Below are 24,871 nucleotides of genomic sequence, written 5' to 3'. Positions count from 1 at the left end.
CTTAAATAGCTTTAAAAATTACAAAAAAATGAGAATTTTTTAAAAAAAGATTAAGTTTGTTTGAAAAGATGAGTGAATTTGATAAAGATGAGTGAAAAAGATAGGGTTTTGGAAAAGCATTTCAATTATGCTTTTATCGTTTTGGTTAAGGTGTCTTTTTTCAAATTCCACAAAATGCTTTATTTTGGCTGGGGGTATTTAGTCGCTATCATAGCCGTGGTTTTAGATCATTACTTGGCTTAAATTTAAAGAGTTTAAAGCTCCTGAAAAAACTTAAAAACAAGCGTGCAGTGAGCTTTCTAGCTCATCGATTTTTATGATGAGCTAGGGTTTATTTTCGCATAAGAGTTTTCATCTTTTCTAGGCGATTTAAGGCTTCGTGCAAGGTTTCAAGTTTTTTGGCAAAATGAAAACGTATGTAAGTATTTATGCCATCTTTAAAAAAGCTCGAACCCGGCACAGCCGCAACGCCAACTTTTTCGATCAGCTTTTGGCAAAATTCAGTGTCGCTTTCATAGCCAAATTCGCTGATATCAACCAGCACAAAATACGCACCTTGAGGCGTGCTATGCTTTATATCTAGGGCTTTTAATCCGTTTAAAAAAGTATCTTTCATCAGTGTGTATTTGTTTTGTAAGTCTGTGTAATAGCTTTGATCAAAATTTAATCCCGCGATCGCTGCTTCTTGCAAGGGTGCAGCTGCTCCAATGGTTAAAAAATCATGCACCTTATGTGCTCTTTGGACAATCTCCTTTGAAGCGATTAAATACCCAAGTCGCCAACCAGTGATAGAATAAGTCTTTGAAAGACTAGAACACGATATAGTGCGTTCAAACATCTTTGGCAATGTAGCTATATAATGGTGCTGAAAAGGAGCAAAAATGATATGTTCATACACCTCATCAGTGATGACATATACATCATACTTGATCGCCAAATCAGCGATAAATTCAAGCTCTTTGAGGCTAAAAACTTTACCGCAAGGGTTGCTTGGGTTGCAAAGTATGATCGCCTTTGGTTTTTGCTTAAAGGCTTGTTCGAGTGCATCTTCATCAAAGTGAAATTCAGGCGGATTTAAAGGCACAAAAATAGGTTCAGCTCCGCTTAAAATAGCATCAGCTCCATAGTTTTCATAAAATGGTGAAAACACGATCACTTTTTCACCCGGATTTACCAAAGCAAGCATAGTTGCTATCATCGCTTCAGTGCTACCACAAGTAACAAGCACATTTTCTTCAGCATTGACTTCAAGCCCCATAAAATGAGAGGCTTTTCTAGCTAAAGCCTGCTTGAAATTTGCCGCTCCGCTTGTAATGGCGTATTGATGAGGTCCTTTGGTGGCTACCTTAGCTAGAGCTTCTTGAAGTTCTATAGGTGGATCAAAGTCTGGAAAACCTTGAGAAAGATTGATAGCGTTGTGCTGAAGACAAATGCGTGTCATTTTTCGTATGACTGATTCTGTAAAATCAGCCGTTCTTAGACTTAAAGCTTGCATACTTTCTTCCTTTTTTTGTTGATAAATTTAAAAGCATTGTAGCGAAAATATCACAAAAAAGGCTTGAAATTTACAAATTCATTACTTTTATTTCTTTTGTTCTGACAAATTAAACAATTTATGTTGGTAAAATGTGTTTTTAAGCTTTGATTCTAAAGCTTAAAGCTTCGAGTAAATGTTCTTTTTCTATAATTTCGCTTTGTTTTAAATCAGCACAGGTGCGAGCTACTTTTAAGCTTTTATTAATAGCTCTTTGAGAGAGTTTAAAGCGAGCTATGGCAAGTTCAAGGGTATTTAAAGCCTCTTTTGAAAGCGTGCAAAAATGCTTTAAATCTTCATCTTTAAGCTTGGCGTTAAACTCGGCTTGTCCTCTTTGTTTTTGAAAGATAAAGCCTTGTAAAACTCTATCGCTTAGTTCTTTTGAGCTAAAAGAACTTTTATCCTCGCTTTTTACCTCATCCATAGCCACATACAAATCTATCCTATCTAAAATCGCTGCTGAAATGCGGTTTTTATAGCGTTTAATCTCAAGATCGCTGCATTTACAATTGAGTTTGTGAGAAAATAAATTCCCGCAAGGACAAGGATTTTGTGCAGCTACAAAGATGAATTTTGTTTCATATCTTACCTTTGAATTTACCCTTGAGATAAGGATTTGATTGTCCTCTAAAGGCTCTCTTAGGCTTTCTATGATGTCTTTATTAAAATGCGGAAATTCATCAAAAAACAGCACTCCTCCATTTGCAAGTGCGACTTCTCCTATCTTAGCTCCTCTTGCGCCACCTCCAAAAATGCTTGCTCTTGTGCTTGTATGGTGCGGATTTCTAAAGGCTCTTTGACTTGAAAATTCACAATTTTTATGATTTAAGCTCTCATAAGCATTAGCAGCTAGGATTTCATTTAGGCTTTGAGGCGGCATAATATAAACCAGTCTTTTTGCACACATACTTTTTCCGCTTCCAGGACTTCCTTCAAAAAGTATATTATGCATACCTAAAGCTGCTATGAGGCAAGCAAATTTAGCATTTTCTTGTCCTTTAATATCCTTAAAATCAAAGGCAAAATCTGTGTTTTGAATATAAGCTTTTTCTTTGATGAATATAGGCTTTGCAAAAAGAGGATGCGTGCTTGAGTAGAGAAACTTTTCTTTTTCCTCGCTCGTAAAAAATTCTAAGGCTTCATCAAGATTATTTACTGCATACACCTTTAAATTCGGGATCATTGAAGCCTTTGCAGCTAGGCTAAAAGGCACTAAAACTTCAGCTTTTTTAAGTTTGGTGCTTAAAAATAAGAGCAAAGAAAAAAGCTCATTTGTGCTTTTTACACTACCATCAAGCCCAAGTTCGCCAAAGACAAAGCATTCTTTAAATTCTTGTTTTTGTAAAAGTATTAAGATAGCAATGGCTAAGTCAAAGTGCGAGCCTTGCTTAGGGATACCACTTGGACTAAGATTTATGGTGATTTTTTGGGCTGGAAAGGCAAAGTTTTTACTCATCAAACACGCCTTAATCCGATCAGTGCTTTCTTTGATCGCAGTGTTAGCAAGCCCCACTATAGAAAAGCCGGGCAAACCCCTTGTAAAAGTGCTTTCAACTTCTATAATATCAATTTCATCACTGAGATTAAGACATTTAAGCTTTTTCATTTTTGACTTTTTTGGCAAGTTTTTGAGCTTCTTTAAACTCTTTTTGAAATTTCTGTCTTTGAGAATAAGTTAATTTTTCTATAAACAAATGTCCATTAAGATGGTCAAATTCATGCTGAAACACCACAGCTAAAAAATCACTTGCCTCAAGACTATGCTTTTTACCAAAGCGATCTTGATAATGCAAAGCCACGCTTTTATAACGCTCAACTTCTTCATAAAAATTCGGTATACTTAAACAACCCTCAGTAAAAAGTATCTTTTCATCATTTATAAACTCAAGCTCTGGATTAATGATCTCAAGCAAATTTTCCTTTTTTTGCTCTTCATTTTCATCAGGTATATTGGCTAAAAAAACACGCACCGGTACATTAACTTGAATGGCAGCTAAACCTACACCCTGCCCTGCTATCATAGTTTCATACATATCATCAAGCAGAGTATGTAAATCTTCATTAAAACTGCATATAGGCTCTGAATTAAGATACAATCTCTTGCTTGGATAAGTGATGATCTTTCTTTGCATATCCTAGTCCAAAACAGCGAAATTTTGGCTATCTTTGCCGGTAGTGTTTAACATCTTAATCATCTTATCAAGCAATTTATCAATGCTTAAATCATCTTTGATCAAGTTCATCACGACTTCTAAATTCATATCCACTTCAACTGAAGAGATAAAAAAGTTCGTGTTGTAAATACGATCGATCAGTTTTTCTATAGTTTTTTGAGCGTTTTGAATATTGCAGTGTTGTAATAAAAGCACAAAAATGCCGTCTTGATAATGTGCAAGTATATCGCCTTTGCCTATATTTTTGCTGATAATTTTAGCGATATTTTTAAGTAAGATATTTTTGTCTTTTGTATCTGTAAGCTTGCTTAAAACCGAGTCTTTTATCCTAAACAAAACTATGGTATTTTGATAATTATATTTTTCATAGCCTTCTTTACAGAGTTCAAGGGTGTGAAGGAGGAATTTTTTGTTATAAATTTCAAAGATAGGATCAAAATCACTCTGCTCTTCTATGCTTTCGTAGGCGTGGCTTATCTCTTCGAATTTTTCTTTGATATCATAAGTATATCGAGAAAGCAAAGCTAAGTATCGATCAATATCTGTTTGTATCGCACCTAAGGTAGCATTAAGGGCGAGGTTGCCTGAATTTATGGAAAGTTCTGACATCCTCTTTGCGATCATTTCTTTAATCACTTTGGTATTTTTATAGATCATTGCCATATCTTGAAGCAAGATGTTTAAAGCAGAAAAGCTTTTTTTAACTTCTTTTTCGATCACGACTTGCTTATCTTCTTGCTTGCCGTCAAGCTCCATCATCTCTGTGATTCTTTTTTTAAAAGTCATCGTTTGAGAATCAAGCATTTTTTCAAAATAAATACGATAATTCGTCGGTATAGGCGACACATTATCTTTCACAAGAGCTTCAAGAACTGATTTTGAAAATTTATCAAATTCACCGCCGCTGATTTTTTGAATTTTTTGAGTTTCTTTTTCTGAACTTGAGCCAAAATTTGCACCAAAATCAGCTAAAAAATTATCTTCCACAACCTAGTCCTTTATTTATTTAAAGCTTCTTTGCAAAACCTTGTCAATAAGCCCATATTCCTTAGCTTCATTTGCACTCATGAAAAAGTCTCTTTCAGTATCTTTTACGATTTTAGTAAGCTTTTGATTTGTATTTGCGGCTAAAATTTCATTCAAAATGCTTTTAAGCCTTAAAATTTCTTTAGCTTGAATTTCAATGTCTGTTGCTTGTCCTCTAGCTCCACCTAAGGGCTGATGAATCATAATGCGTGAATTTGGCAGAGCAAAACGTTTGCCTTTTTCACCACAGCTAAGCAAAAACGCCCCCATAGAAGCAGCTTGTCCTATGCAGATAGTGCAAACGCTTGGTTTGATATAATTCATCGTATCATAGATACTAAAGCCACTTGTGATTACACCGCCGGGTGAGTTGATATATAGATAAATATCTTTGTCTGGATCTTCAGCCTCTAAAAATAAAAATTGAGCTACCACAGAAGCAGCTACATCATCATTGATCTCGCCACTTAGTATTACAATACGATCTTTTAAAAGACGGGAGTATATATCATAACTTCGCTCCCCTCTACTTGTCCGCTCGATGACATAAGGGATATACATTATTTTTCTCCCTCGTTTTTATCTTTTTTACTTTCTTCTTTCTCTTTTTTAGGCTCTTTCTTTTCATTTTTTGGCATAAAGATATCGTTGAAAAGTTTTTCTTCAACCAAAGCCATTTTTACAGCTGGCAAAATGCCTTGTTGCTGATAGTTTTGCAAAAGCACTCTTGGATCAACCCCACTTCTATAAGCTTCAAAATACACAGCTTGCATAACTTCTTGATCGCTTACGCCTATCTTTCGAAGCAAGGCAAGCTCATTGATGATGAAGGTAAGTTTGACACTCTTTTGAGCCTCATCTTTAAATTCTTCTCTTTTAGCTTTAAGCTTATCTTTATCTTCTTGTAGGGCTTTGATCTCATCTTGACTAAGGTTTGAGAGCGAATTTCTAAGCTGTAGATCGATTTCTTGTTCGACAACGCCCTTTGGCAAATCAAAAGTATATTTTTTCACTAAAGCTTCAGCTAGAGCTGGTTTTAACTCCTCGTTGATGAGAGTATAAAGCTTTTCTTGCTCGAGCTGATTTTTGAGTTTTTCATCAAGCTTTTCTTCGCTTAATTCTTTTTCATTTGGTAGAAGTTTTTTCAAAAGTTCTTCATCGATCTTAGCTGGCACAGCTTTTAAAATTTCATGAAGTTTGATCTTAAACACCGCTTCTTTTCCAGCTAAATTTGCAGCACCATAATCTTTTGGAAAAGTTACTTTTATATCTTTTTCTTCGCCGGCTTTCATATCTATCATTGCTTCTTCAAAGCCCGGTATAAACTGCTTTGAGCCTATCTCAAGAGTGAAATTTTCAGCCTTGCCACCTTCAAAAGCCTTATCATCAACAAAACCTTCAAAGTCAAATTTCGCAAAATCCCCTTCCTTTAAGCCTCTTTTTTCCTTAATCTCTTCGTGAGTGGCGAAGTTTTTGAGCATTTCTTCTTTTTTGTTTTCTATTTCTTTTTTAGTGATTTTTGGAGTGCTTTGTTTTGGGATTAGCTCTTCATATCCATCAAGCTTGATCTCTGGTTTAAAGGAGATCATCAAATCAGCTTCTACCGCACCTTCTTTGTTATCAAATTTTTCAAAATACGGCTCACCGACTATGTCTTTGCTTTCTTTTTTAAGCTCTTTTAAGCCAGTATTCATCGCCTGTTTTAAAAGCTCTTGTTGCGCATCAGTTTTTAATTGCTCGCCGTATCGTTTTAATACTGCACTTGCAGGCACTTTTCCGGGTCTAAATCCATCCATTTTTATGGTCTTTGCTGTTTTTTGGGCAAGCTTTTGCATTTCATCTTCTAAGCTTTTTGAGTCAATTTTTACGCTTATATTTGCATTGGCTTTATCAAGCTGCTTTGCTTTTACTTCCATTTCATTTTTCCTTAAAAAATAAATTTTACTTGCCACTATATCAAATTTTGCCTTTTAATTAGATAAAAATTAAAGTTATTTATGATAAAATCTTAAAATTAAGTTTCAAGGAAAAAGCATTATGCAAGAAGAATTTGAAAAATCAGTTACAAATATCTTAAATTTAATAGGCGAAAATCCAAAACGTGAAGGGCTTGTAAAAACTCCGGCTCGAGTAGCAAAAAGCTTTGAATTTCTCACTCAAGGTTATAAAAAAAATCCCAAACAAGTCTTAAATGATGCCTTATTTGTCAGCTCAAACAACGAAATGGTATTAGTGCGTGATATAGAGTTTTATAGCCTTTGCGAGCATCATCTTTTGCCTTTTTTTGGACGAGTGCATATTGCTTATATCCCTGATAAAAAAGTGGTTGGTTTAAGTAAAATTCCTCGTTTGGTTGAGGTTTTTGCACGCAGACTTCAAATTCAAGAACAGCTTACTGAACAAATTGCAGAAGCTTTGATGGAAAATGTAGGTGCAAAAGGCGTTGGCGTGGTTATAGAAGCAAGACATTTATGCGTTGAGATGAGAGGGGTGCAAAAGGCAAATTCCACTACAAGCACCTCAGCACTAAGAGGCTGTTTTTTAAAAAATGACAATACTAGAAAAGAATTTTTCTCCCTCATCAATTCTTCAAAGCAGGTTCGTTTTTGATGAAAAAAAGGCTTGCTATACAATTTTATGGACATTTACGCAATGCTCTTAGAATAGATAAAAGGAGTTTTAAATTTTATGCTTATTCTGAGCCTTTTAGATATGTTTTAGATTTTAATTTAGGTTCTGCTTTTTGCATACATTACTTTCTTTTTTTAAGCTACAAAATAGTGAGGAGATAGGTCTTTTGTTTAAAAATTTATTTTTGCTTAATTTTTTTCAAAGGGAAGCTAAGGCTATAACAAGCGAATTTTTAAGAGGAAGAGTAAATGAGTCTTTCAAAACTAAGATCAAAGCTAGGTAGTGAAGATTTAAAATCTGTTTTTGGAGAAATCACAAAAATTTCAGCTACAAGTATAGAGATAAAAGGGCTAAAAACCGGCGTTGGCGATATAGTGCGTCTCATTTCAAATGAAAATAAAGACTTGCAAACTTTGGCTATGGTGGTTGAGATTAAGGCTGAATTTTCTTATCTTAGCCCTTTTTCTTTTATAGAAGGCTTTAAGATAGGCGATAAGGCTTATCTTAGCGATGCTGGTATGCATATAGGGGTGAGTAGTGCACTTTTAGGACGCGTTGTTGATCCTTTTATGAATCCTAAAGATGGCAAAGGCACTATCGAGGTTGATAAGTTTATGCCTATTATGCGCGCACCTATTGATGCGATGAAAAGAGGGCTAATCGATGAAGTTTTTCCAGTAGGTGTAAAGACTATTGATGGGCTTTTAACTTGCGGAGTGGGACAAAAACTTGGTATTTTTGCAGGTTCTGGTGTGGGTAAATCAACTTTAATGGGTATGATAGTAAAAAACTCAAAAGCCCCTATAAAAGTCGTTGCACTTATAGGCGAAAGAGGACGTGAAATTCCTGAATTTATCCAAAAAAACCTAGGTGGAAAACTTGATGATACAGTTATCATCGTTGCAACAAGTGATGATAGTGCTTTGATGCGTAAATATGGTGCTTTTTGTGCTATGAGCGTGGCGGAGTATTTTAAAGAACAGGGCAAAGATGTGCTTTTTATCATGGATAGCGTAACGCGTTTTGCTATGGCTCAAAGAGAAATAGGCTTAGCTCTTGGTGAGCCACCTACTACTAAGGGCTATCCGCCAAGTGTTTTAAGTCTTTTGCCTCAACTCATGGAAAGAACAGGAAAAGAAGAAGGCAAAGGCACGATCACAGCCTTTTTTACCGTGCTTGTTGATGGGGATGATATGAGTGATCCTATAGCTGATCAAAGCCGTTCTATCTTAGATGGACACATAGTTTTAAGCAGAGAACTCACTGACTTTGGCATATATCCGCCTATAAATATCCAAAACTCAGCTTCTCGCGTGATGAATGATATTATCACGCCCGAACACAAACAAGCTGTGCGTAAATTTAAACGTTTAAACTCACTCTTAAAAGAAAATGAAGTGCTTTTACGCATAGGGGCTTATCAAGGAGGAAATGATAAAGAGCTTGATGAGGCGATCGCTAAAAAAGATTTTATGCAAAATTTTCTTACTCAAACTCCAGAGGAGAGTTTTGAATTTAATAATATAATTGAAATTTTAAAACTCATCAATACCCAAATGCAAACTCCAAACGCAAACAATCAACAAAGCACAAATTCCTTACAAATCCCAAATTTACCGCAGTAAAATACAAGACAAAGAGCAAAAATAAGCTTTTCTCGTCTATTATTATATAAAAATATACAAGAAAGCAAGATAAAATATATCTAAAGAAATAAGGTTTTGATTTAAAATTTTTAAGGTTAAAGGGAAAACAAAACTTGTTTTTTTTATACATTGTTTTGTTTTTTACGAAATCTTACAAAACGCAAAAAATGGATTTATTTTCATTTTTGTTTGTCATAAAAACTTTTTTCAAAGCTAATTTAAATTTGAGTTTGAACATAAAAACTAAAGCAAAAGCTTATTTTTCAACAAAATGCGTAGAATTATGTTCGTTTAAAGAAAGATCATAATAATTTGCGTCCTCTCTTAGGGTAAAACCGTAATTTTTCCAAAATTCATTACCCAAATCATTGATTTTAAAGGCGATGAGAGCGATTTTGTTAATCTTTTCTTTTTTTAAGGCTGCTAGGCAAAACTCTGTCATTTTATGGGCTATACCAAGTTTTCTAAAGTCCTGATGAACACATACATGATAAAAGCCTCCAGTGCGTCCATCATGTCCGCAAAGTATGCTTCCTACTATACTTCCTTTTGCATAGCCATTTTTTTCGTTTGCTAGCTCGGTTACTACGCTTAAACCCTTATTTCTTCTTAAAAAAGTTATGATATTTTCCTTGCTATCATCAACGCTTCGTATCCCAAAACCTTTTATCTCACACCAAAGTTTAAAAACAGCTTCGTAATCTTGTTCGCGCATTGCTCTAATATTCATTTTTTTCCTTTATAAAAGCCCCAAATTTTCAAGCCCTAAGTTCTCATCAAAGCCAAAAAGCAAGTTCATATTTTGCGCAGCTTGTCCAGCTGCTCCTTTTAAAAGATTATCAAGTGCTGCGATGATGATAATATTTTGCGTTCTTTCATCAAAAACAAAATTCATATCTATGAAGTTAGTTCCTCTTACAAAACGCGTTTGAGGCATAATGCTTTCAGGTAAAATTCGTATAAATTTTTCGTTTTTGTAAGTGCTTTCATAAACACTTCTTAACTCTTGTGCTTTACCCTTAAATTTGGCATAAATACTTGCTAAAATACCCCTTTGCATAGGCACAAGATGAGGAGTGAATTGAAGCGTGATGTTTTCATTTGCTACAAGGCTGAGTTCTTGCTCTATCTCTGGAGTATGGCGGTGCGTGGCTATGCCATAAGCTTTAAAATTTTCATTAATCTCACAAAAAAGGTTTTCTTCTCTTGCTGCCCTGCCAGCCCCACTTGCTCCGCTTTTTGCATCTATGATGATAGAGTTTAAATCAATAAGCTTGTGCTTTACAAGAGGATAAAGTGCAAGTATGGAAGTCGTGGTATAACAGCCCGGATTGGCGATTAAACGGGCTTTTTTAATTTCTTCTCGTTTTAATTCACTAAGTCCATATACAGATTCGGCTAAAAAGCTTTTTGCCTTGTGTTCAAGTTTATACCATTTTTCATATGTGTTTGCATTTTTAAGACGAAAATCAGCACTTAAGTCTATAACTTTGCAGTGTTGCAATAAGTTTTCATTCATCAATCCAGCACAAAAGCCTTGAGGCGTAGCAGTAAAGATAAGATCAACTTCTTTTGCTACCTCGTTGATATCCTTGTCCATACAGAGTAAATCAAGTTCTTTAAAAGTATGAGGATAGACTTTAAAATAAGGCTCATTTTTATACGCTCTTGAGCCAAGATAACAAAGCTGTGCCTTTGGGTGTTTTAGCAATAAACGCACCAGCTCGTATCCTGCATAACCATTTGAACCAAAGATGGCAATTTTAACTTTATCCATAATATTCCTAGAGTTTTACTTTAAATTTGTCATTATAATCAAATTTTTGTTTTAAAATCATAAAATCAAACAAAATTTCAGAAATTTAGGCATTTTAGGGCAAAATTAGGATTTTTAGGGAGCAAGTCGCTGATTTTAAGATCAAATTCTTTGGCGATGATATATATGTGATAGCGGTATTTTTTCCTGATACTTTAACCTGAAAACAGCAAATGAGGCTGAATTTAAACTTGATTTTAGAACAAGCTAAGAAAAAAAACAAATTTATTCATAATTTTTATCAAAAAAATATTTTACTCTACGATAACCTAGCATATTTAAGAAATCATTAAGCGTTTGTCATTTATTATAAGCTATATAAGTGTATTTACTTAGCTTAAGTATACCAAATCAAAAATTAATTTAACATAAAATAGAAAGACAACTTTTCATTTTTAAAAAATATACCCATTAATTTACTTCAAATCAAGAAATATATGGATATTCTAATTTATTTCAATTTTTTAAGCTCATATATTTAAAAAAAATAAAATACCCTAAAATAGACACTTTCAAAGCACTTAAGAACAAAAAGTAGTTTTTAAGAATAGGATATAATAAAAAACATATTAAAATTTTCAAAGGATAAGCAATGGCTACACTATTAGAAGAGGGAGCATTAGAAAAAGAAATAACACAACAAGCTAACACTCAAAGTCAAAATATAGACTTAAATGAACAAAAACTCCAAACAAATGAGGGGCAACAAGAAAAAATCAATCTTATAGCACTAGATATAAATGAAAAAGAAGTTAAAACTAAAGAAGTCTCAATAACACTTGATGAGTATAAAAAAAGCCAAGAATTTAAAGACTATGAATTTGGTTCACCTAAACATAAAAATAAAATAGAAGAAGATATTATCCAAATAATTGAAGATAGTGAAATCTATAAAAAAGAAATATATAAAATAGCTGAGCAAAGCGAATACATAGATGAACAAAAACAAAAAGAACTTAATCAAACTCAAAAAAGAATAAAAGAGATTGAAGAAGAGCTTAAAAACCACGATAATAGCAATGATAACATAAACAAAAACACTCAAAACAAAGAACAAGAAGAAGAACAAATCATACAAGAAAATAGCCCTAAAAAAACCAAAGAGGACTTAGAAAAAGAACTCACAAGCTTAAAACAAAGAGAAAAGGATTTAAAAAATGAGATAGAAAATAATAAAACACAAGCAAGGGATAATATATCTAAATTGCTTACAGCTAATGATTTAAATGAACTTATTGTTCTCTTTACTAAAATCGTTAATAAAAGAAGAGAAAGAAAAGCTTTGAAAGACAAACTAAATGATAATGATAAGGACCAAAGAACAACTCAAGAAGAATTAAAATACCTAGAAAATATGAAAAAAGCTGCAAAATTATTAATTAATCTTTCAAAACACCCAGAAAACAAAGATTTTGTGAATAATATTGCAAGCGAAGTTTTAACAGATGTAATTAAAAATAAAAAAGAAGCTACTGCAAATAAAATATCTATGGATAAAGAAAAAGACTTCAGTAAAAAATTTGATGATATTTTAAGAAAATATGATAAGGTAAATGAGCAAGGCAAAAAACATTTAAGAGCAGATGCTTATGAGCTTTTTCAAAGAATGGAAAAAACTTGCCCAAAATATAAAGAAACTTATATCAAACAATACAAAAAAATGCAAGACTTTTTGGATCCAAAAAAACAAGAGCAAGAATATGCAAGACAATATCAAGAAAAGCAAAGAGCAAAAAACGATTTCAAACCTGCCAGTAATAAGATAAGAGCATATGCAAATCAAGGTATGCAAATGGTGTAAATTTAAAATAAGGAAAGACTATGATTTTACATATTTTACATACTCTCAAAACATTTAAAAAACTTTATATAAGCTTCATAGTAGCAAGTGCTTTAATAACTGATGCTTTAGCTACTGGTATTCCTGTCGTAGATGTAGGTTCGATATCTCAAGCTGTTTTAGGCTATGCCCAACAAGGAAAACAACTTGCCGAGCAAATCAAACAATACCAACAACTTATAATCCAAGTAGCTATGCAAGAAAAATTGCTTACAGAACAAGGCGTAGGAATGGATATTAAACAAGTTTTAGGCGAGCTTGACGGCTTTATTGATGAAACTAAAAATAATTTAAATTTTAAAGTTCCTGATGAGCTTTTTCAAGAAACAAGTGATATGACTAATGCTTGTGCTTTTTTACAACAAAACTCTAAAAGATTTGAAGAAAAAATCACTCAAGCTCAAGGAACACTTAAGGACCAAATCAATTTGTGTATTTCTGCTGTAAATACTGATGCCCTAAATCAAGATATTAGTGATTTGCAAAAACAAATAAGCGAGTTTGAAAAAGAAGATAAAAGGCAAGAAGCTTTAGAATTAGAACATAAAATTATAATGATGAATCAAAGTGCAACACTTATAAAAGAAATTGGGCAAAAAAGTGCTTCAACAAAAATCATCAATATGTATGATGAGTATATCAATGGCACAAGCAAGTATTCTAAAGATAAAGATATGAAAGACTTAGAAAAACTAGCAAAGTCCTTACAAACTGAGAAAAATCAAAAGCAAGCTCAAGCTTTAACAAATACTATGCTTTTAAAGCTTTTAGAGCAATCTCAAAGACAATATGAAGCTTCTATGCAATATTATAGCCTACAAAGTAGTATGGCTAAAAATGAACAAAACAATAGAAAGAGAGATTATACAGCTAAGAATCAAATAAAAGCTCAAAAAGCTGAAGATTTACAATCAAATATAGATTTTCAGGACAAATATGGGACGATTATATATGATAACACAGGATTTCCTGATTATGATGCTATGACAAAGCAAAAGACAAATGCAAATTAAAGCAAATGCTAAATCAAACTATGAAAGGAATGCAATGAAATCAAAACTCATTAAAACAAGCTTAATTCTAGCTTGTCTTTTAGGCACACAAACACAACTTTTTGCAATGGAAGGAACTGACCCTAAAAATCCTTGCGGAGCTTTACTTTGTGTTTTAGGCGGACAAACAGGTGGAGAATGTGCTAAATATTATCAATACTATACCATAGGTATAAGCAAAGAATGCAAAGGAAGACCTGATTGTATAGCAGTAAAACAAGTAAGTCATCTTAAAAATTGCAAAATGCAATGAAAACCATACCATATAAAATCTAAATTTATATGGAATATAAGCAATAAAAATAAATTATAAAATTAAGCTTCTTTGTTTGCTTTCTTTTTGTATTGCAAGTATTATTTGCTTGCTCTTTTCATCTAATTTTATTCCTTATCTTTATTCTTTTGTCTTGAATGAATATATTTAGCAACAATCTTTCTTATAAAATAACCTTGATTTAATTCAAATTCTTCTTCCATAGTCTCTTTAAAAGATTCATATTCTTCTTTTGGAAAATAAATTGTAATTGGAACAGCCTTTTCTTTGCTATCTTTTTTCTTTCTACCTACTTTAGCATTTTCAGCTTCTTTATAGGTTCTTTGTCTAGTTCCTTCTTTTTTTAGAGCCTCTTCTATGCTTTCAAGCCCATTTTTTAACATTTTTATTCTCCTTTGTTTTTGTTAGAGTATGAAGTAATTTATTATATTCTTCAAAGAAATTTTTATAATTAAGCTTAGATAAGACATTTTCATTATAAAGCTCAGTAAAAGAAAGTCCAGCTATCATAGCATTATCTATAATCTTAGAATGCTTGAAAAAGAAAAATTCCAAATCACTAAGATTGCTTTTAAGCATTTCTTCTATGATGTTTTTATCTTTTTCATCTTTATAATCACTTACTAAAACAATAATGTTTTTATTTAAGGTTTGAATTTCGTTAATAGTTTCTATGGTCCTAAGTATAGAATTATAAAGCTCATTGCAAGGAATGATAAGCATATCACTTTGTCTTACTATATCTAAAATTCCTTTATCTACAAAACCCCCAAAATCATAAACACAATTTTCAAGCAAACTCGGTTCTTTAGAAATTTTAGCCTTATTTGGATATATGCTTTCTATGATAGAATTATCATTGCTTTGTAAAAACATATCCAAATCCTTAGCTATACTAAAAGCGAAAGGAGTTTTACCCACTCCACCTTTTTTATTGATAACTGAAATAACCATTTTATACCTCCTAGAATTGTTTTAAAGTCAAAGTATTGTAACATATAATTTTAAATTATTTAGTATAATATTTATAATTTTATATAATATTTACTTACTTAAAATATTAAAAATTATGTTTATATTTTAAATATTTTAAAACGATTTAAAAATATTTAAATAACTTTTTATATTTTTATATATTTAAATTATATAATATAATTTTAAATAATATAAAATATTTTATATAATACTTATAATTTAAAATTATATTATATATTTTTAATAAAAAAATATTGTGTATTCTGGTTTAATTTATACAATATGGATATAAATTTGTTATAATATACCCACTAAATTACAAAACAAGGAGCAAAGAATGTTTGTAAAAAACATTAGAAAAAATTCAATTAATCTGGTGGCTGTGGTGCTTTTAGGTGCTTTATTTATAGGTTGTGGTAATTCTAAGGTTGAATTTAAACCTGAAGATGAAATGGGGAAAGTAGCTTTAAAAGTAGCTCAAGAGCAAGTGCCTGATACGAAGTTTTATAAGTATGTTGTGTATGATGATGATGGACAAGGTGGATACACAAAAGATTTCACTAATCGTAGAAAGGGAAGTTATTTTTTTCTTTTTCTTGACAAAGATAGTAAAATCCAAAGAATAAACATTCAATGCAAGAGTGATAGTGAATGCAGAGTTAGTAAAGTAGAAGAGCTTGAATCTATAACTAGAAAAGAAGACTACGCTAAAACTCTTGAAATAAATGGTTTTTAAGTTACATAAACAAATCTACATAGAGCTTTTGTAGCTCTTTGTAGCCTTTGATTTCATCTTGAAGTTTAGTATTTATAGCTTTTAATTTTTCAATTTTTGCTATTTTTTTTTCATTTATTTGAATTTCTATTTCATCTTTATTTTTTTCATTTGTTTGAATTTCTTTATATTTTTGAGCCTTAATAGCCCAAGAAAGAATGGTTTTCACATAAGGCGGAAACTCACTTTCTCTAATCCAGCGATACAAATTGCTCTCGTGACAATCCACAATGGCTAAAAAACCTTTCTTTGTTAAATTTGCTTCCTTGAGCATAAAATTAAACTCTGTTTCACTCATTTTTATGGTTTTTTTAGTTTTAGCCATCTTTATCCTTTTTTTATTGTATTATAGCATTTTTTTTGTTAATTTATATTTTTTTTTATTTTTATTTATCTTTAGCATAAAAGGAGCGGAGACACCCAGCAAATCTCTAAAGCAATATTCATACAAGCACCTAAAGAAGCTTGTAAAAAGGGAGGAAAGATGGAAAATTTTTATATTTTTTATTATTTTTTTTGTTAATTTACTTGACTTTTATTATTTTTTATTATATAATTATAATAATTGAGATTTAAAAATGAGAGTTTCAAGAAAAAGTGTTAAGGTTTTGAAAAGAAATATTGAAAGGAGCTAAAATGTTTTTAAAAGATGTGGAAGTTAAAGCTAATGAGCTTTTGGGTGTTTTTGGATGGGATGTTGCGGAGTTATTTAAGCATAAATTAGATGATTTTGAACGCCAAGAGTTTTTAGACAATGTAGAAGCAGAGGACATAATAAGGGGTTTACTTAATATCTATACAAGAGACGAGCTTATAGGTATGGTTAAAACTTTAGACGATGATAATAAGCTTGAGAATGAAAGTAAGGAGGTGTAAAATGAGAGTAGATCTTAATTGTGGAGATTTAGGATATAAAGATATAGATTTAAACGCTGATGAAATTGAGTGTGTAAGCCCTCAAGATATGAAAACAATGTTTAAAAATATGAGTGATGAAAATCAAAAGCAAACTTTGACTTTGCTTGTAGGTAATGATAAAGATGAGATACAAGCAATAAGAGCTATTTTACAAAAACTAGACACACAAGAGGCGGTCAATATTTTAATTGAGCTTAGAAAAGAGTTTTTAACAATAGATGAGTTTCACTTAAAGTTGGAACAATTAAGAAGGGAGGTGTAAAATGAATGTAAGTGGAATAATAGACCCTGATTTGGTAGCTGACTTTTTTGATGAGTTAGATACCAGAGAACAAAGGCTTTTTTTTCATATGCTTATTGAAAAGGGATATATAGAAAAAATGCAAGCATTAAGGTTTATTCTTGAAACTTTAACCGCTGATGAACTTGCAGAGTTTTTAGGGGATTTTATAGCTGAAGTTAAGGACTTGTTAAAATCAAGAGAACAGCGAAAATAAAGGCAAGGCAATGGAACAAAATATTGTTAAAAGTCTAAAGGAGATAGAATGCAAGATTTGAGTTTAAAAGAGTTAGTTGAAAGCCTTAATGTTTTGATTTTAAGTGAGTGTGAGCGTTTAAGCAAATATTTGGAGCTTAATCATACACTTGATGAGAGCACAAAAAACAGAATGCTGTTAAATGTAGCTATAAGCAAGATAAACGCGAACTTAAGTCAAGCATTAAGTGGGGTTCAAAGAGAATTAGAAATTTTAAAAAATTGTTAGGAGGGGAAAAATGCTAGAACTTTTATTAAATAAAGAACTCACTAAACTTGCTTTTGCAAGTTTAGACAACTCTTTAAAAGAGCATTTTAAAGAAGCAAGGATAGTAGGTGAAAACAAACATAAGAGGTTGCGTTTTTATTTTTTAAAAGCAAAGGCTTATCAAGACTTTTGCAAACAAAAGGAGCAGATCAAAGCAAAACTAAGGCTTGAGTATAAAAAGAAACTCGATTTTTACACAAAGCAAGGACTAATATTTTACGATATAGACGCTTTAAATATTAAGCATAACAACCCTTTAAGAAGTGAAAGTGAAATGATTACGCTTCATAATGGGATTGCTCGTTTAGAGGCTGTGCTTTTGAAATATAAAAAACAAAATATTTAATGCAACTAAATTGGGTTTATCTAAAAAAATAAATGGGCTTTTAAAGAACTATATAGCAATACTTAGAAAACAAACGTTGATCTTTCAATATCAAAGAGCCCTAAAAAGCTTTAAGTTAAGAAGTTAGATAATGTAGATAAATCCTTTTATTTTAATATCCTGCTAAAAATAATCAACTAAAATGGGTTTATCTTTGCAACTAAATTGGGTTTATCTAAAAAAATAAATGGGCTTTTAAAGAACTATATAGCAATACTTAGAAAACAAACGTTGATCTTTCAATATCAAAGAGCCCTAAAAAGCTTTAAGTTAAGAAGTTAGATAATGTAGATAAATCCTTTTATTTTAATATCCTGCTAAAAATAATCAACTAAAATGGGTTTATCTTTGCAACTAAATTGGGTTTATCTAAAAAAATAAATGGGCTTTTAAAGAACTATTTTATCATATTTTGAAACACATTGGAACAAAAATTGCTACCTATAAAAAATATATAGATAAAAATAATTAAAAGGGGAAGAGTTTGTTTGATACTAAAATTTTAAATTTATAAATTTATTTAGATTTTAATCAAATTTAGTTTTTATTTATTTTTTATTATTAGTTTATTTTTAAAAAAAGAATTTTTAAAAAAAATGAAAATCTTAATACTTAATACAAGCTTAATTTATTTTTATAAGCTTTAGTCTTTAATTTTAAAGAATATCTACAATATTAAGCTTTTGAATTACATTTATTGATTTAAAGTTAAAACAAAGACTTTCTTTGCAATTTAAGTCTTAGGCTAGAAATTGTTAAATAGAGTTTTATTGTTTTATTGCCAAACTCAAGTTTTTTATGATTTTTAGATTTTAGGCTAAATGATTTTTTTAAATAGGTTCATAGCTTCACAAAAAAGCCTCAAAAATCGATTTAAATTCTTTTTTGGACTCTTTATATGTTTCAGTCAAAGTTTTTTGATTTAAGAAGTATTTTTGAAGTTTTTTGTGTTTTAGTTAAGATAAAAAAAATAAAAAGCTTGCGAATAAAAATGAAAAATCTAAAAAACTTGATTATGAATTATAGTATATTATTATAAATCATTGGCTTATACTATAATTTTGATTGATAATATAGGTTTATTTATAACAATCTTTATTTTAGGCAAATTTTTAAAACATAGCCTATCAAATTTAATTAAAAAATAAATTTTGTTTTTACTCATCTAACCTCAACAATGCAAAAATATACATTAAAATAAAAATTACTTAGCTTCAATCCTGCTCTTAGACTGAGATTTATTTAAATTCCTTGCCTTAAATATGTTTTGATTAAGATTTAAATCTTGCTCTTTTTTATAGCCTCCGCCTGCTTTTGTTTCAGCTTCTTTTGGTGCATTTGTATTCAAAGAAGCATAAAAACTTTTTATCAAATCCTCATTCTTTTTATCCAAAAATAAAGAGATTTTTTCAAACTCTTTAACCTTTACAAAACTCACATTCTTTTGTAAATCTTGCTCTAGATTTGTAAAGCGATTTTCCATAAAATTTAAAATCACTTGCGAGTTTTGTTCTAAGCGTTGCTCTACACTTTTATAACTTTCTTTATCGAGCTTACTTTGCCTTAAATTATGCAAATTTTCATTTAATTCTTTATAAGATTTAATCAAATCATAGCTTGTATTATCCTTACCAAGTAAAGAAGTTACTATTAAAGAAGCTTTGATATTATCTTTTAGATTTATATCACTTTGCTCACTATGCAATTTTATATCAGATTCAAGTTCGTTGATAAGTTTTTGCGTAGCAAGACTTATTTTTGAAGCGTTAAGATTGTTTTGTAAAAAATCAAGCAAAGCTTGCTTTTTCTTTATGCTTAAATTAAACTCATTATTTTTAAAATTATATCTTTCATCATCTATTTTCTTATATTCATCTTTTAAAAGTGCGCTTTCTTTTCTTAGCGTTCGTATTTGTCTTTGTTTGTCTTTGATTTTTAAATTAAGTTCTTTAATCTGCTTAAAAATCTTAAACATTTTTTTATGTTTTTCATCAAGGCTCTTAAGTCTTGTAAGTTCAGCTAAAAGTTCATTATTTTTAAAATCATAAAGAAGTTTAAGCTCATCAGCTAAATTTATAATTTTTTGCTCTTTGATTTTAATTTTCTTACTAATGCTCTCACACATTAAAGCAAGTTCTACATTCATATTCTTTTCAAATGCAAATTCTTTTCTTTCTAATCTACTTAGTTGTTTTTGTAAATCCTTTTCTATTTTAAAATGATTGTGGTATTCTAAGCCTCTACTATTTAAAGCCATAGCAAAATCATTTCTAAGCATAGTGAAAAAATCCTTAAAGTCTTTGTTATTAAGATGAAATTTTCTTTTGGTAAATCTATTATTTTTACTGATTAAAATATGAGCGTGCGGTTTGCTTTGATGAGAGTGAATAACCATAGCCCATTTATACTCAAAAAAATTCTTTTCCATAACTTCTTTGACACTTTCCTTTAATATCTCTAAATTTACATCATTTTGTTTTTCATCTATACCAAAACTTAAATGCCACACTTCTTTAGAATTTTTCTTGTTTGTAAAGTCTTGAGACCAATCTTTCATAAGCTCATCAATATTTTTAAAACTACCATCATCACATAAAGCAAAATCATCATTTGAATTTCTTATAACATAAGAAAAAGCATTTTTAGCTCCTACTTTGTCTAAATTACTTAAAGTTTTTATCATCACTTGTTTTGAAGAAAAAGAAGTTTGTAACACATTAAAGTGATTATTTGAAAAATAAAAATCATTAAGCTTATGGGCAAAAAAATTTTTAGGCTTATCTTCTTCGAGTTTGAGTTTATATTTTTTATAAAAAATTTTTTTCTGTCTTACTTGTTCATAATCAAAAAACAAACTTTCTTCTATTTCTTTTTTAGTTCTTTTCTTAAAAAAACTCATCTTTTTCCTTTTTTAAAAACTTGAACACTCATTGTATAAAAAAAATAAATTTCTGTCAAAAAAAGAGGTATAAGAATTTTAGAATTCAGTGTTAATGCAGGATACGCAAAAATATACCCCATTTTTGCACCAGAATGCCGACCAAATCAAGATTTGATGTAGATTTTTTGCAAATTTGCAAAAAATAAAATAAAACCGTTATTAAAAATGAAGCCAAAAGATAAAAGAATTTTTAAAAATTTAAAGAAAATTTATTTAAACCCAAGCTTGCTTTAAAATTAAAATTTACTTGTATTTATATTAAACCCAAAGTAAAATTTTTACAATGAAACATAAAGTGAAAATAGAATTACATTCAAGGTAAAAGTCATATTAAAATAAAAAGTGAAAATCTAAATTTTATAAATAAATTTGAAAAATTAAAATGAACCCAATTTTATTTTTAATATTTTTAAAAAAATATACCCATAAGATAACTTTAAAAAACTATTTCGCAAAGCTTTCATAATTTTTAAAAATAATTTAGCCATTTACCAAAAAAATATTTTAAAAATTTCAAAGCCCATAAATACATATTTTAAAGACTGATAAAAACAAAAAGTCGTCTTTTTCAAATCGAATTTTCTTTATAAACTTCTCCAAAAAAATATTTCGAACTCACAAAGGACTAAAGATGATGAAAAAAACTCATTTTATACTTGGCTTCCTTTTAGCCTTGCCAGCATTTGCATTCGGTGCAAATAATCCACTCTCTCAACTTGCAGGAACAGTCAATACTGAAATAGAAAACACAACTAAAACTGTTATGTCAGTTGCAAACACTGTTGTTTTATCTTTAGGTGTAGCGTGGATAATTTTTTGCCTTATTATATGGAAGTTTGCCCCTGAAAGAGGCAAAGAACATTTAAAGACCATTATAACAGTTGGCGTATTACTTGGTGCGACTTACGGTATCACAGCTGCATATATGTAAGAGTAAAAATGTTACAAACTGATTGCTACCGAGATCTTACCAAAAAAATAAAAATGAAAGGATTGAGTGTTTTCTCTTGGGTAATACTCATATCCGTTTCATTTATAGCGTGGTTTGCTCTGGTTTTATACGCCATTCCTATTGCTTTGCTGTTGTTTTTAATCCTCTTTACCTTTGAATACTTTGATGAGGATATATACAGCATTTTAATCAAAAAGATGAATATAAAATCAAACAAATATTACGCGTAAATAAATTTTAAAGGATAAAAAAATGGGCTTATTTCTAGGATTTTTATGGGGCTAAGTTTAAGTGCTATTTTGTTTTACAATCAAAACAAAATAGCCATAACAATTTATGAACTTATTGCTAAACAAATTAAGAAGCTTGTCAGCAAAAGGCAAACAAAAAAAAACAAGATAAGGATGCTGAAATAAAAGTTGGAGTTGAAGATGAAATTCCTTCAAATGAAGTACCTCAAAAACTTGAACCAAAAGATGAAAACAAAAAGAGTTAAACATGTTAAAACTTTTTAATTTTTTTCAAAATAAAGAAAGTGCAGACAATAGTGTTAATGTCCAACAAAAAGAAAATAAAAAATCACAAAACATTCAACACGCTATTGATTTTCTAAATACAAATTTAGCCAAAACTGAAGGTATTTTGAAAAGCACACAACCAAAGGTGTATTCTATGGCAGAAGAAAGTAATATAGCTTGTAAATATAATGAATTTTTACTTTGCACCAAAGATGGAAATCTTTGTATGGGTGTAAAAATTAAGGGCTATTCTTATGCAGCAAGCAATGAAGATGAAGAGCTAAACCTAGCCATATTAAGAAATCAATTTTTTGTAAGATTAAGCGATGATATAGAACTTAATATTATTGCTAAAAAAGAATTCATAGAAATTACCAATGATAGCTCTAATGTTAAAAATCCTTATGCTAAAGAAATCATAGAAAAATGGGACAAAAGGCAACACGCCTTTAGGATAATGCACTATTTAATCTTTTCTACTAAAGCAAAAAGTCTCACAGGTTTTTTTGAAGATATTAAAGACAAAACCACACAAGAAAAAAACCAAAAAGATGAAAAAGGACAAGATAGAATTAAATTCTATCTTAAAGAAAAGAAACTCGATGAGATTAAAATCAATTTACAAAACGATTTAGCAGTATTTGAGCCAAAAATTTTAAGCTCTGATGAGCTTTTAAACATCTTTGCAAGTTATGCTAATAACAATCACACTAACTTAAAATATGGTTATTCTTTGCTTGATGATTGTTATACAAGCTCTGATGTTTCTTTTAAAAAAGACTATATTGAATTTCATAGAAATGACGGAGCGGTCATTTATTCTCGTTTTTTAAGCATAAAAGCGTATGAAAGTGATAGCGTAACTAGTCTTATAAGCACAGCTATTTTAAGAGAAAATGCTGAATTTACTATTTTTATACATTGTGAAGCCTTATCTAAAGAAAAGGCTATTAGAAAGGTAAAAGATACCATTTTAATAGCACAAGACTTTGTAAAAGATGAGCTTTCAAGTTTGCTTGAGCTTTTAAAAGCGGATAGAGAAAGCCTTATACAAGCAAGCTATTCTATCTTAGTTTCAGCCTTTTCTTTAGAAGAACTTAATGAAAAAAGTAATATCTTAAAAGGCTTACTTGAAAATCAAAGCCTTAATGTCGCAAGAGAAACGCTAAATCAAAAGCCCCTTTTCTTTTCATTTTTTCCAAGTAGAGGGAATTTAAATGCAAGATTAAGAAGCATACAAGCTAAAAATTTAAGCACAATAGTTAATTTTGAAAATGATATTTTAGGATTTAAAAAGAATGCTTGGGGAAATTCTCCTGTTACAATCCTAAAGCATTTAAGCGGAAGCCCTTTTTTATTTAATTTTCACAATGGCGAAGAAGAAGGAGCTTTAGGACATACCTTAGTCATCGGTGGCACAGGAAGTGGAAAGACCACTATTATGCAGTTTTTAATGCTTAATCTCTTTCGTTATAACATCAATATTTTTGCAATGGATAAGTTAAGAGGTATGCACAATTTTGCGACCTATCTAAACTGCGAATACCACGACTTAAACGAAAGAGAAAACAATACCTTAGAAGGCTTTAAGCTCAATCCTTTTTCTTTGGAAAATACCCAAGAAAATAATCTTTTTTTAAATATGTGGCTATGTAAAATGGCAGGCATTAAACAAGGCAAGGATTATGAGCTTGAAGACATAGTTAAAAAAGCAATTTTAGCTTTAAGGGCAATAGAAGAAAATAATATAAATACCTTTGAATATTTTTACAATGCCTTAGCTAAACCAAATGAGGGAGAAATTGCTCCAAGATTTAAGGGCTTTTTAGGATCTTTGTTTGATAACAAAGAAGATGCCTTAAATTTTGATAAACAACTTTCTATTTTAAATATGGATGCCATTTTAAAAGATGAAAGACTTGCTTCTTTAACAGCACTTTATCTCTTTCACAAGATTAAAAACATCTCAAAAAATAGCTCAAAAGGCTTTTTCATCTTTATAGATGAATTAAAAGATTATTTGCTTGATGAAACTATGAGAGAAAATATACTCGAAGCCATACTTGAAGCGAGAAAGATAAATGGCGTAGTAACTATGGGCGTGCAAAATGTGGATTTCTTAAGAGAAATTCCACGTTCAAACGCCTTTATTGATAATATGGCAAATTTCATTATTTTTCCAACTGCAAGAGAAAGCTCGCTTGAAGTTTTAGAAGATGTCTTAAAGCTCACAGGGAGTGAAATTGATTTTTTAAGGCAAACCCCACAAGAAGCACGAAAAATACTCTTTAAACAAAACACTCTTAATCAATCAGCCATTTTAGATGTCAATCTTGCAAGACTTGGCGAATATTTAAGAGTCTTTAGCTCAAATGCAAGTGATGTCAAGCTCTTAAAAGAACTCAAACATAAATTCCCAAATGAGTATAGACAAAGATATTTAAAAAAATTAAAGGATTAAACAATGATAAAAATTATATTTTTAAGCGTAATTATGCTTGCAAGTATTGTATTTGTATCTTGTGCAGGCAAACAACCTGATAGAAATATAGATTATACAAGCCCTTGTGCTTGTTATGAAATAGAAAAAATTACCAAAGTAGGAGCTTAA

At 30.5% G+C, this 24,871-nt stretch carries 28 protein-coding genes; 16 read left to right on the top strand and 12 right to left on the bottom strand.

What is annotated here, in order from left to right:
* The first annotated feature begins 72 nt into the window (after window positions 1-72).
* Entirely contained in the window at window positions 73-243 is a 171-nt protein-coding gene (locus tag DMB91_RS08895; RefSeq protein WP_156104114.1) for a hypothetical protein, read from the top strand.
* A gap of 88 nt (window positions 244-331) precedes the next feature.
* On the opposite strand, the gene DMB91_RS07365 is transcribed toward DMB91_RS08895, so the two are convergent.
* The 6 genes from DMB91_RS07365 to tig form a co-directional block, all read right to left on the bottom strand.
* Window positions 332-1,495, bottom strand: coding sequence for a pyridoxal phosphate-dependent aminotransferase (locus tag DMB91_RS07365; RefSeq protein WP_034904427.1), 1,164 nt, complete (start codon window positions 1,493-1,495; stop codon window positions 332-334).
* Between the two features lie 139 nt (window positions 1,496-1,634).
* Window positions 1,635-3,140 (bottom strand): YifB family Mg chelatase-like AAA ATPase, encoded by a 1,506-nt coding sequence (locus DMB91_RS07360; protein WP_034904424.1) that lies wholly within the window; start codon window positions 3,138-3,140, stop codon window positions 1,635-1,637.
* Window positions 3,127-3,666, bottom strand: a complete 540-nt coding sequence (def, locus tag DMB91_RS07355; RefSeq protein WP_034904422.1) for a peptide deformylase — start codon at window positions 3,664-3,666, stop codon at window positions 3,127-3,129. Before def ends, DMB91_RS07360 begins: the two co-directional genes overlap by 14 nt.
* Window positions 3,667-3,669: 3 nt before the next feature.
* Window positions 3,670-4,695, bottom strand: coding sequence for a GGDEF domain-containing protein (locus DMB91_RS07350; protein ID WP_034904419.1), 1,026 nt, complete (start codon window positions 4,693-4,695; stop codon window positions 3,670-3,672).
* Between the two features lie 15 nt (window positions 4,696-4,710).
* Window positions 4,711-5,295, bottom strand: a complete 585-nt coding sequence (gene clpP / locus DMB91_RS07345; RefSeq protein ID WP_034904416.1) for an ATP-dependent Clp endopeptidase proteolytic subunit ClpP — start codon at window positions 5,293-5,295, stop codon at window positions 4,711-4,713.
* Entirely contained in the window at window positions 5,295-6,650 is a 1,356-nt protein-coding gene (gene tig, locus DMB91_RS07340; protein ID WP_034904414.1) for a trigger factor, read from the bottom strand. The genes clpP and tig overlap by 1 nt, the downstream gene beginning before the upstream one ends.
* A gap of 121 nt (window positions 6,651-6,771) precedes the next feature.
* Between tig and folE the strand changes: the two genes are divergently transcribed.
* Both folE and fliI read left to right on the top strand, forming a co-directional pair.
* On the top strand, window positions 6,772-7,344 hold the full coding sequence (gene folE, locus DMB91_RS07335) for a GTP cyclohydrolase I FolE (protein ID WP_034904411.1): 573 nt from the start codon (window positions 6,772-6,774) through the stop codon (window positions 7,342-7,344).
* A 269-nt stretch (window positions 7,345-7,613) separates the two neighbouring features.
* Window positions 7,614-8,990 carry a flagellar protein export ATPase FliI gene (fliI, locus tag DMB91_RS07330; RefSeq protein ID WP_034904405.1) on the top strand — a complete coding sequence of 459 codons (1,377 nt, stop codon included), beginning with the start codon at window positions 7,614-7,616 and terminating at the stop codon, window positions 8,988-8,990.
* A gap of 277 nt (window positions 8,991-9,267) precedes the next feature.
* Here fliI and DMB91_RS07325 read toward each other — a convergent pair whose 3' ends face one another.
* Together DMB91_RS07325 and argC are read right to left on the bottom strand one after the other, a co-directional pair.
* Window positions 9,268-9,741, bottom strand: a complete 474-nt coding sequence (locus DMB91_RS07325) for a GNAT family N-acetyltransferase (RefSeq protein ID WP_034904403.1) — start codon at window positions 9,739-9,741, stop codon at window positions 9,268-9,270.
* Window positions 9,742-9,750: 9 nt separating this feature from the next.
* Entirely contained in the window at window positions 9,751-10,788 is a 1,038-nt protein-coding gene (argC, locus tag DMB91_RS07320; RefSeq protein ID WP_034904399.1) for an N-acetyl-gamma-glutamyl-phosphate reductase, read from the bottom strand.
* 631 nt (window positions 10,789-11,419) lie between these two features.
* Between argC and DMB91_RS07315 the strand changes: the two genes are divergently transcribed.
* Genes DMB91_RS07315 through DMB91_RS07305 form a run of 3 tightly spaced genes read left to right on the top strand, consistent with a single transcriptional unit; the run spans window position 11,420 to window position 13,972 of the window.
* On the top strand, window positions 11,420-12,628 hold the full coding sequence (locus tag DMB91_RS07315) for a hypothetical protein (RefSeq protein ID WP_034904398.1): 1,209 nt from the start codon (window positions 11,420-11,422) through the stop codon (window positions 12,626-12,628).
* A gap of 20 nt (window positions 12,629-12,648) precedes the next feature.
* On the top strand, window positions 12,649-13,680 hold the full coding sequence (locus tag DMB91_RS07310) for a hypothetical protein (RefSeq protein ID WP_034904396.1): 1,032 nt from the start codon (window positions 12,649-12,651) through the stop codon (window positions 13,678-13,680).
* 34 nt (window positions 13,681-13,714) lie between these two features.
* A complete protein-coding gene (locus DMB91_RS07305) occupies window positions 13,715-13,972 on the top strand; it encodes a hypothetical protein (protein ID WP_143116881.1) in 258 nt (85 codons plus the stop codon).
* A gap of 128 nt (window positions 13,973-14,100) precedes the next feature.
* On the opposite strand, the gene DMB91_RS07300 is transcribed toward DMB91_RS07305, so the two are convergent.
* Window positions 14,101-14,376, bottom strand: coding sequence for a hypothetical protein (locus DMB91_RS07300; protein WP_034904390.1), 276 nt, complete (start codon window positions 14,374-14,376; stop codon window positions 14,101-14,103).
* A complete protein-coding gene (locus tag DMB91_RS07295) occupies window positions 14,357-14,947 on the bottom strand; it encodes a hypothetical protein (protein ID WP_034904386.1) in 591 nt (196 codons plus the stop codon). The genes DMB91_RS07300 and DMB91_RS07295 overlap by 20 nt, the downstream gene beginning before the upstream one ends.
* A 358-nt stretch (window positions 14,948-15,305) precedes the next feature.
* Here DMB91_RS07295 and DMB91_RS07290 point away from each other — a divergent pair, with 358 nt between their 5' ends.
* Window positions 15,306-15,704: a hypothetical protein gene (locus DMB91_RS07290; RefSeq protein ID WP_034904382.1), complete on the top strand. Its 399-nt coding sequence runs from the start codon at window positions 15,306-15,308 to the stop codon at window positions 15,702-15,704.
* Window position 15,705: 1 nt separating this feature from the next.
* Here the strand turns inward: DMB91_RS07290 and DMB91_RS07285 are convergent, their stop codons facing one another.
* The gene (locus tag DMB91_RS07285) at window positions 15,706-16,068 is read right to left on the bottom strand and encodes a hypothetical protein (RefSeq protein ID WP_034904381.1); all 363 of its coding nucleotides are present in this window, start codon (window positions 16,066-16,068) and stop codon (window positions 15,706-15,708) included.
* Between the two features lie 311 nt (window positions 16,069-16,379).
* On the opposite strand from DMB91_RS07285, the gene DMB91_RS07280 reads away from it, so the two are divergent.
* Genes DMB91_RS07280 through DMB91_RS07260 form a run of 5 tightly spaced genes read left to right on the top strand, consistent with a single transcriptional unit; the run spans window position 16,380 to window position 17,810 of the window.
* Window positions 16,380-16,619 (top strand): hypothetical protein, encoded by a 240-nt coding sequence (locus DMB91_RS07280; protein ID WP_034904375.1) that lies wholly within the window; start codon window positions 16,380-16,382, stop codon window positions 16,617-16,619.
* 1 nt (window position 16,620) lies between these two features.
* Window positions 16,621-16,923 (top strand): hypothetical protein, encoded by a 303-nt coding sequence (locus tag DMB91_RS07275; RefSeq protein WP_034904372.1) that lies wholly within the window; start codon window positions 16,621-16,623, stop codon window positions 16,921-16,923.
* A gap of 1 nt (window position 16,924) precedes the next feature.
* The gene (locus DMB91_RS07270; protein ID WP_034904369.1) at window positions 16,925-17,158 is read left to right on the top strand and encodes a hypothetical protein; all 234 of its coding nucleotides are present in this window, start codon (window positions 16,925-16,927) and stop codon (window positions 17,156-17,158) included.
* Between the two features lie 48 nt (window positions 17,159-17,206).
* Window positions 17,207-17,425, top strand: coding sequence for a hypothetical protein (locus DMB91_RS07265; protein WP_034904367.1), 219 nt, complete (start codon window positions 17,207-17,209; stop codon window positions 17,423-17,425).
* A gap of 10 nt (window positions 17,426-17,435) precedes the next feature.
* Window positions 17,436-17,810, top strand: a complete 375-nt coding sequence (locus DMB91_RS07260) for a hypothetical protein (protein ID WP_052043186.1) — start codon at window positions 17,436-17,438, stop codon at window positions 17,808-17,810.
* 1,243 nt (window positions 17,811-19,053) lie between these two features.
* Here DMB91_RS07260 and DMB91_RS07255 read toward each other — a convergent pair.
* Window positions 19,054-20,748, bottom strand: coding sequence for a coiled-coil domain-containing protein (locus DMB91_RS07255; protein ID WP_034904364.1), 1,695 nt, complete (start codon window positions 20,746-20,748; stop codon window positions 19,054-19,056).
* A 673-nt stretch (window positions 20,749-21,421) separates the two neighbouring features.
* On the opposite strand from DMB91_RS07255, the gene DMB91_RS07250 reads away from it, so the two are divergent.
* From DMB91_RS07250 to DMB91_RS08890, 4 genes are all read left to right on the top strand, one after another.
* Window positions 21,422-21,721: a hypothetical protein gene (locus DMB91_RS07250; RefSeq protein ID WP_052043185.1), complete on the top strand. Its 300-nt coding sequence runs from the start codon at window positions 21,422-21,424 to the stop codon at window positions 21,719-21,721.
* Window positions 21,722-21,783: 62 nt separating this feature from the next.
* Window positions 21,784-21,972, top strand: coding sequence for a hypothetical protein (locus DMB91_RS07245; protein ID WP_260604889.1), 189 nt, complete (start codon window positions 21,784-21,786; stop codon window positions 21,970-21,972).
* 268 nt (window positions 21,973-22,240) lie between these two features.
* Window positions 22,241-24,721, top strand: a complete 2,481-nt coding sequence (locus DMB91_RS07240; protein ID WP_034904356.1) for an FtsK/SpoIIIE domain-containing protein — start codon at window positions 22,241-22,243, stop codon at window positions 24,719-24,721.
* Window positions 24,722-24,724: 3 nt separating this feature from the next.
* Window positions 24,725-24,871, top strand: coding sequence for a hypothetical protein (locus tag DMB91_RS08890; protein ID WP_156104112.1), 147 nt, complete (start codon window positions 24,725-24,727; stop codon window positions 24,869-24,871).

The sequence above is a fragment of the Campylobacter sp. MIT 97-5078 genome (genome assembly GCF_006864455.1).
Classification (GTDB): Bacteria; Campylobacterota; Campylobacteria; order Campylobacterales; family Campylobacteraceae; genus Campylobacter_D.
This window is presented reverse-complemented; position numbering and strand designations above follow the sequence as displayed.

What these genes read in the sequence shown, in the direction of transcription:
- DMB91_RS07365 (WP_034904427.1), bottom strand. Translation starts at nt 1,495, where the DNA reads ATGCAAGCTTTAAGTCTAAGAACGGCTGATTTTACAGAATCAGTCATA.
- DMB91_RS07360 (WP_034904424.1), bottom strand. Translation starts at nt 3,140, where the DNA reads ATGAAAAAGCTTAAATGTCTTAATCTCAGTGATGAAATTGATATTATA.
- def (WP_034904422.1), bottom strand. Translation starts at nt 3,666, where the DNA reads ATGCAAAGAAAGATCATCACTTATCCAAGCAAGAGATTGTATCTTAAT.
- clpP (WP_034904416.1), bottom strand. Translation starts at nt 5,295, where the DNA reads ATGTATATCCCTTATGTCATCGAGCGGACAAGTAGAGGGGAGCGAAGT.
- tig (WP_034904414.1), bottom strand. Translation starts at nt 6,650, where the DNA reads ATGGAAGTAAAAGCAAAGCAGCTTGATAAAGCCAATGCAAATATAAGC.
- folE (WP_034904411.1), top strand. Translation starts at nt 6,772, where the DNA reads ATGCAAGAAGAATTTGAAAAATCAGTTACAAATATCTTAAATTTAATA.
- fliI (WP_034904405.1), top strand. Translation starts at nt 7,614, where the DNA reads ATGAGTCTTTCAAAACTAAGATCAAAGCTAGGTAGTGAAGATTTAAAA.
- DMB91_RS07325 (WP_034904403.1), bottom strand. Translation starts at nt 9,741, where the DNA reads ATGAATATTAGAGCAATGCGCGAACAAGATTACGAAGCTGTTTTTAAA.
- argC (WP_034904399.1), bottom strand. Translation starts at nt 10,788, where the DNA reads ATGGATAAAGTTAAAATTGCCATCTTTGGTTCAAATGGTTATGCAGGA.
- DMB91_RS07315 (WP_034904398.1), top strand. Translation starts at nt 11,420, where the DNA reads ATGGCTACACTATTAGAAGAGGGAGCATTAGAAAAAGAAATAACACAA.
- DMB91_RS07310 (WP_034904396.1), top strand. Translation starts at nt 12,649, where the DNA reads ATGATTTTACATATTTTACATACTCTCAAAACATTTAAAAAACTTTAT.
- DMB91_RS07305 (WP_143116881.1), top strand. Translation starts at nt 13,715, where the DNA reads ATGAAATCAAAACTCATTAAAACAAGCTTAATTCTAGCTTGTCTTTTA.
- DMB91_RS07300 (WP_034904390.1), bottom strand. Translation starts at nt 14,376, where the DNA reads ATGTTAAAAAATGGGCTTGAAAGCATAGAAGAGGCTCTAAAAAAAGAA.
- DMB91_RS07295 (WP_034904386.1), bottom strand. Translation starts at nt 14,947, where the DNA reads ATGGTTATTTCAGTTATCAATAAAAAAGGTGGAGTGGGTAAAACTCCT.
- DMB91_RS07290 (WP_034904382.1), top strand. Translation starts at nt 15,306, where the DNA reads ATGTTTGTAAAAAACATTAGAAAAAATTCAATTAATCTGGTGGCTGTG.
- DMB91_RS07285 (WP_034904381.1), bottom strand. Translation starts at nt 16,068, where the DNA reads ATGGCTAAAACTAAAAAAACCATAAAAATGAGTGAAACAGAGTTTAAT.
- DMB91_RS07280 (WP_034904375.1), top strand. Translation starts at nt 16,380, where the DNA reads ATGTTTTTAAAAGATGTGGAAGTTAAAGCTAATGAGCTTTTGGGTGTT.
- DMB91_RS07275 (WP_034904372.1), top strand. Translation starts at nt 16,621, where the DNA reads ATGAGAGTAGATCTTAATTGTGGAGATTTAGGATATAAAGATATAGAT.
- DMB91_RS07270 (WP_034904369.1), top strand. Translation starts at nt 16,925, where the DNA reads ATGAATGTAAGTGGAATAATAGACCCTGATTTGGTAGCTGACTTTTTT.
- DMB91_RS07265 (WP_034904367.1), top strand. Translation starts at nt 17,207, where the DNA reads ATGCAAGATTTGAGTTTAAAAGAGTTAGTTGAAAGCCTTAATGTTTTG.
- DMB91_RS07260 (WP_052043186.1), top strand. Translation starts at nt 17,436, where the DNA reads ATGCTAGAACTTTTATTAAATAAAGAACTCACTAAACTTGCTTTTGCA.
- DMB91_RS07255 (WP_034904364.1), bottom strand. Translation starts at nt 20,748, where the DNA reads ATGAGTTTTTTTAAGAAAAGAACTAAAAAAGAAATAGAAGAAAGTTTG.
- DMB91_RS07250 (WP_052043185.1), top strand. Translation starts at nt 21,422, where the DNA reads ATGATGAAAAAAACTCATTTTATACTTGGCTTCCTTTTAGCCTTGCCA.
- DMB91_RS07240 (WP_034904356.1), top strand. Translation starts at nt 22,241, where the DNA reads ATGTTAAAACTTTTTAATTTTTTTCAAAATAAAGAAAGTGCAGACAAT.
- DMB91_RS08890 (WP_156104112.1), top strand. Translation starts at nt 24,725, where the DNA reads ATGATAAAAATTATATTTTTAAGCGTAATTATGCTTGCAAGTATTGTA.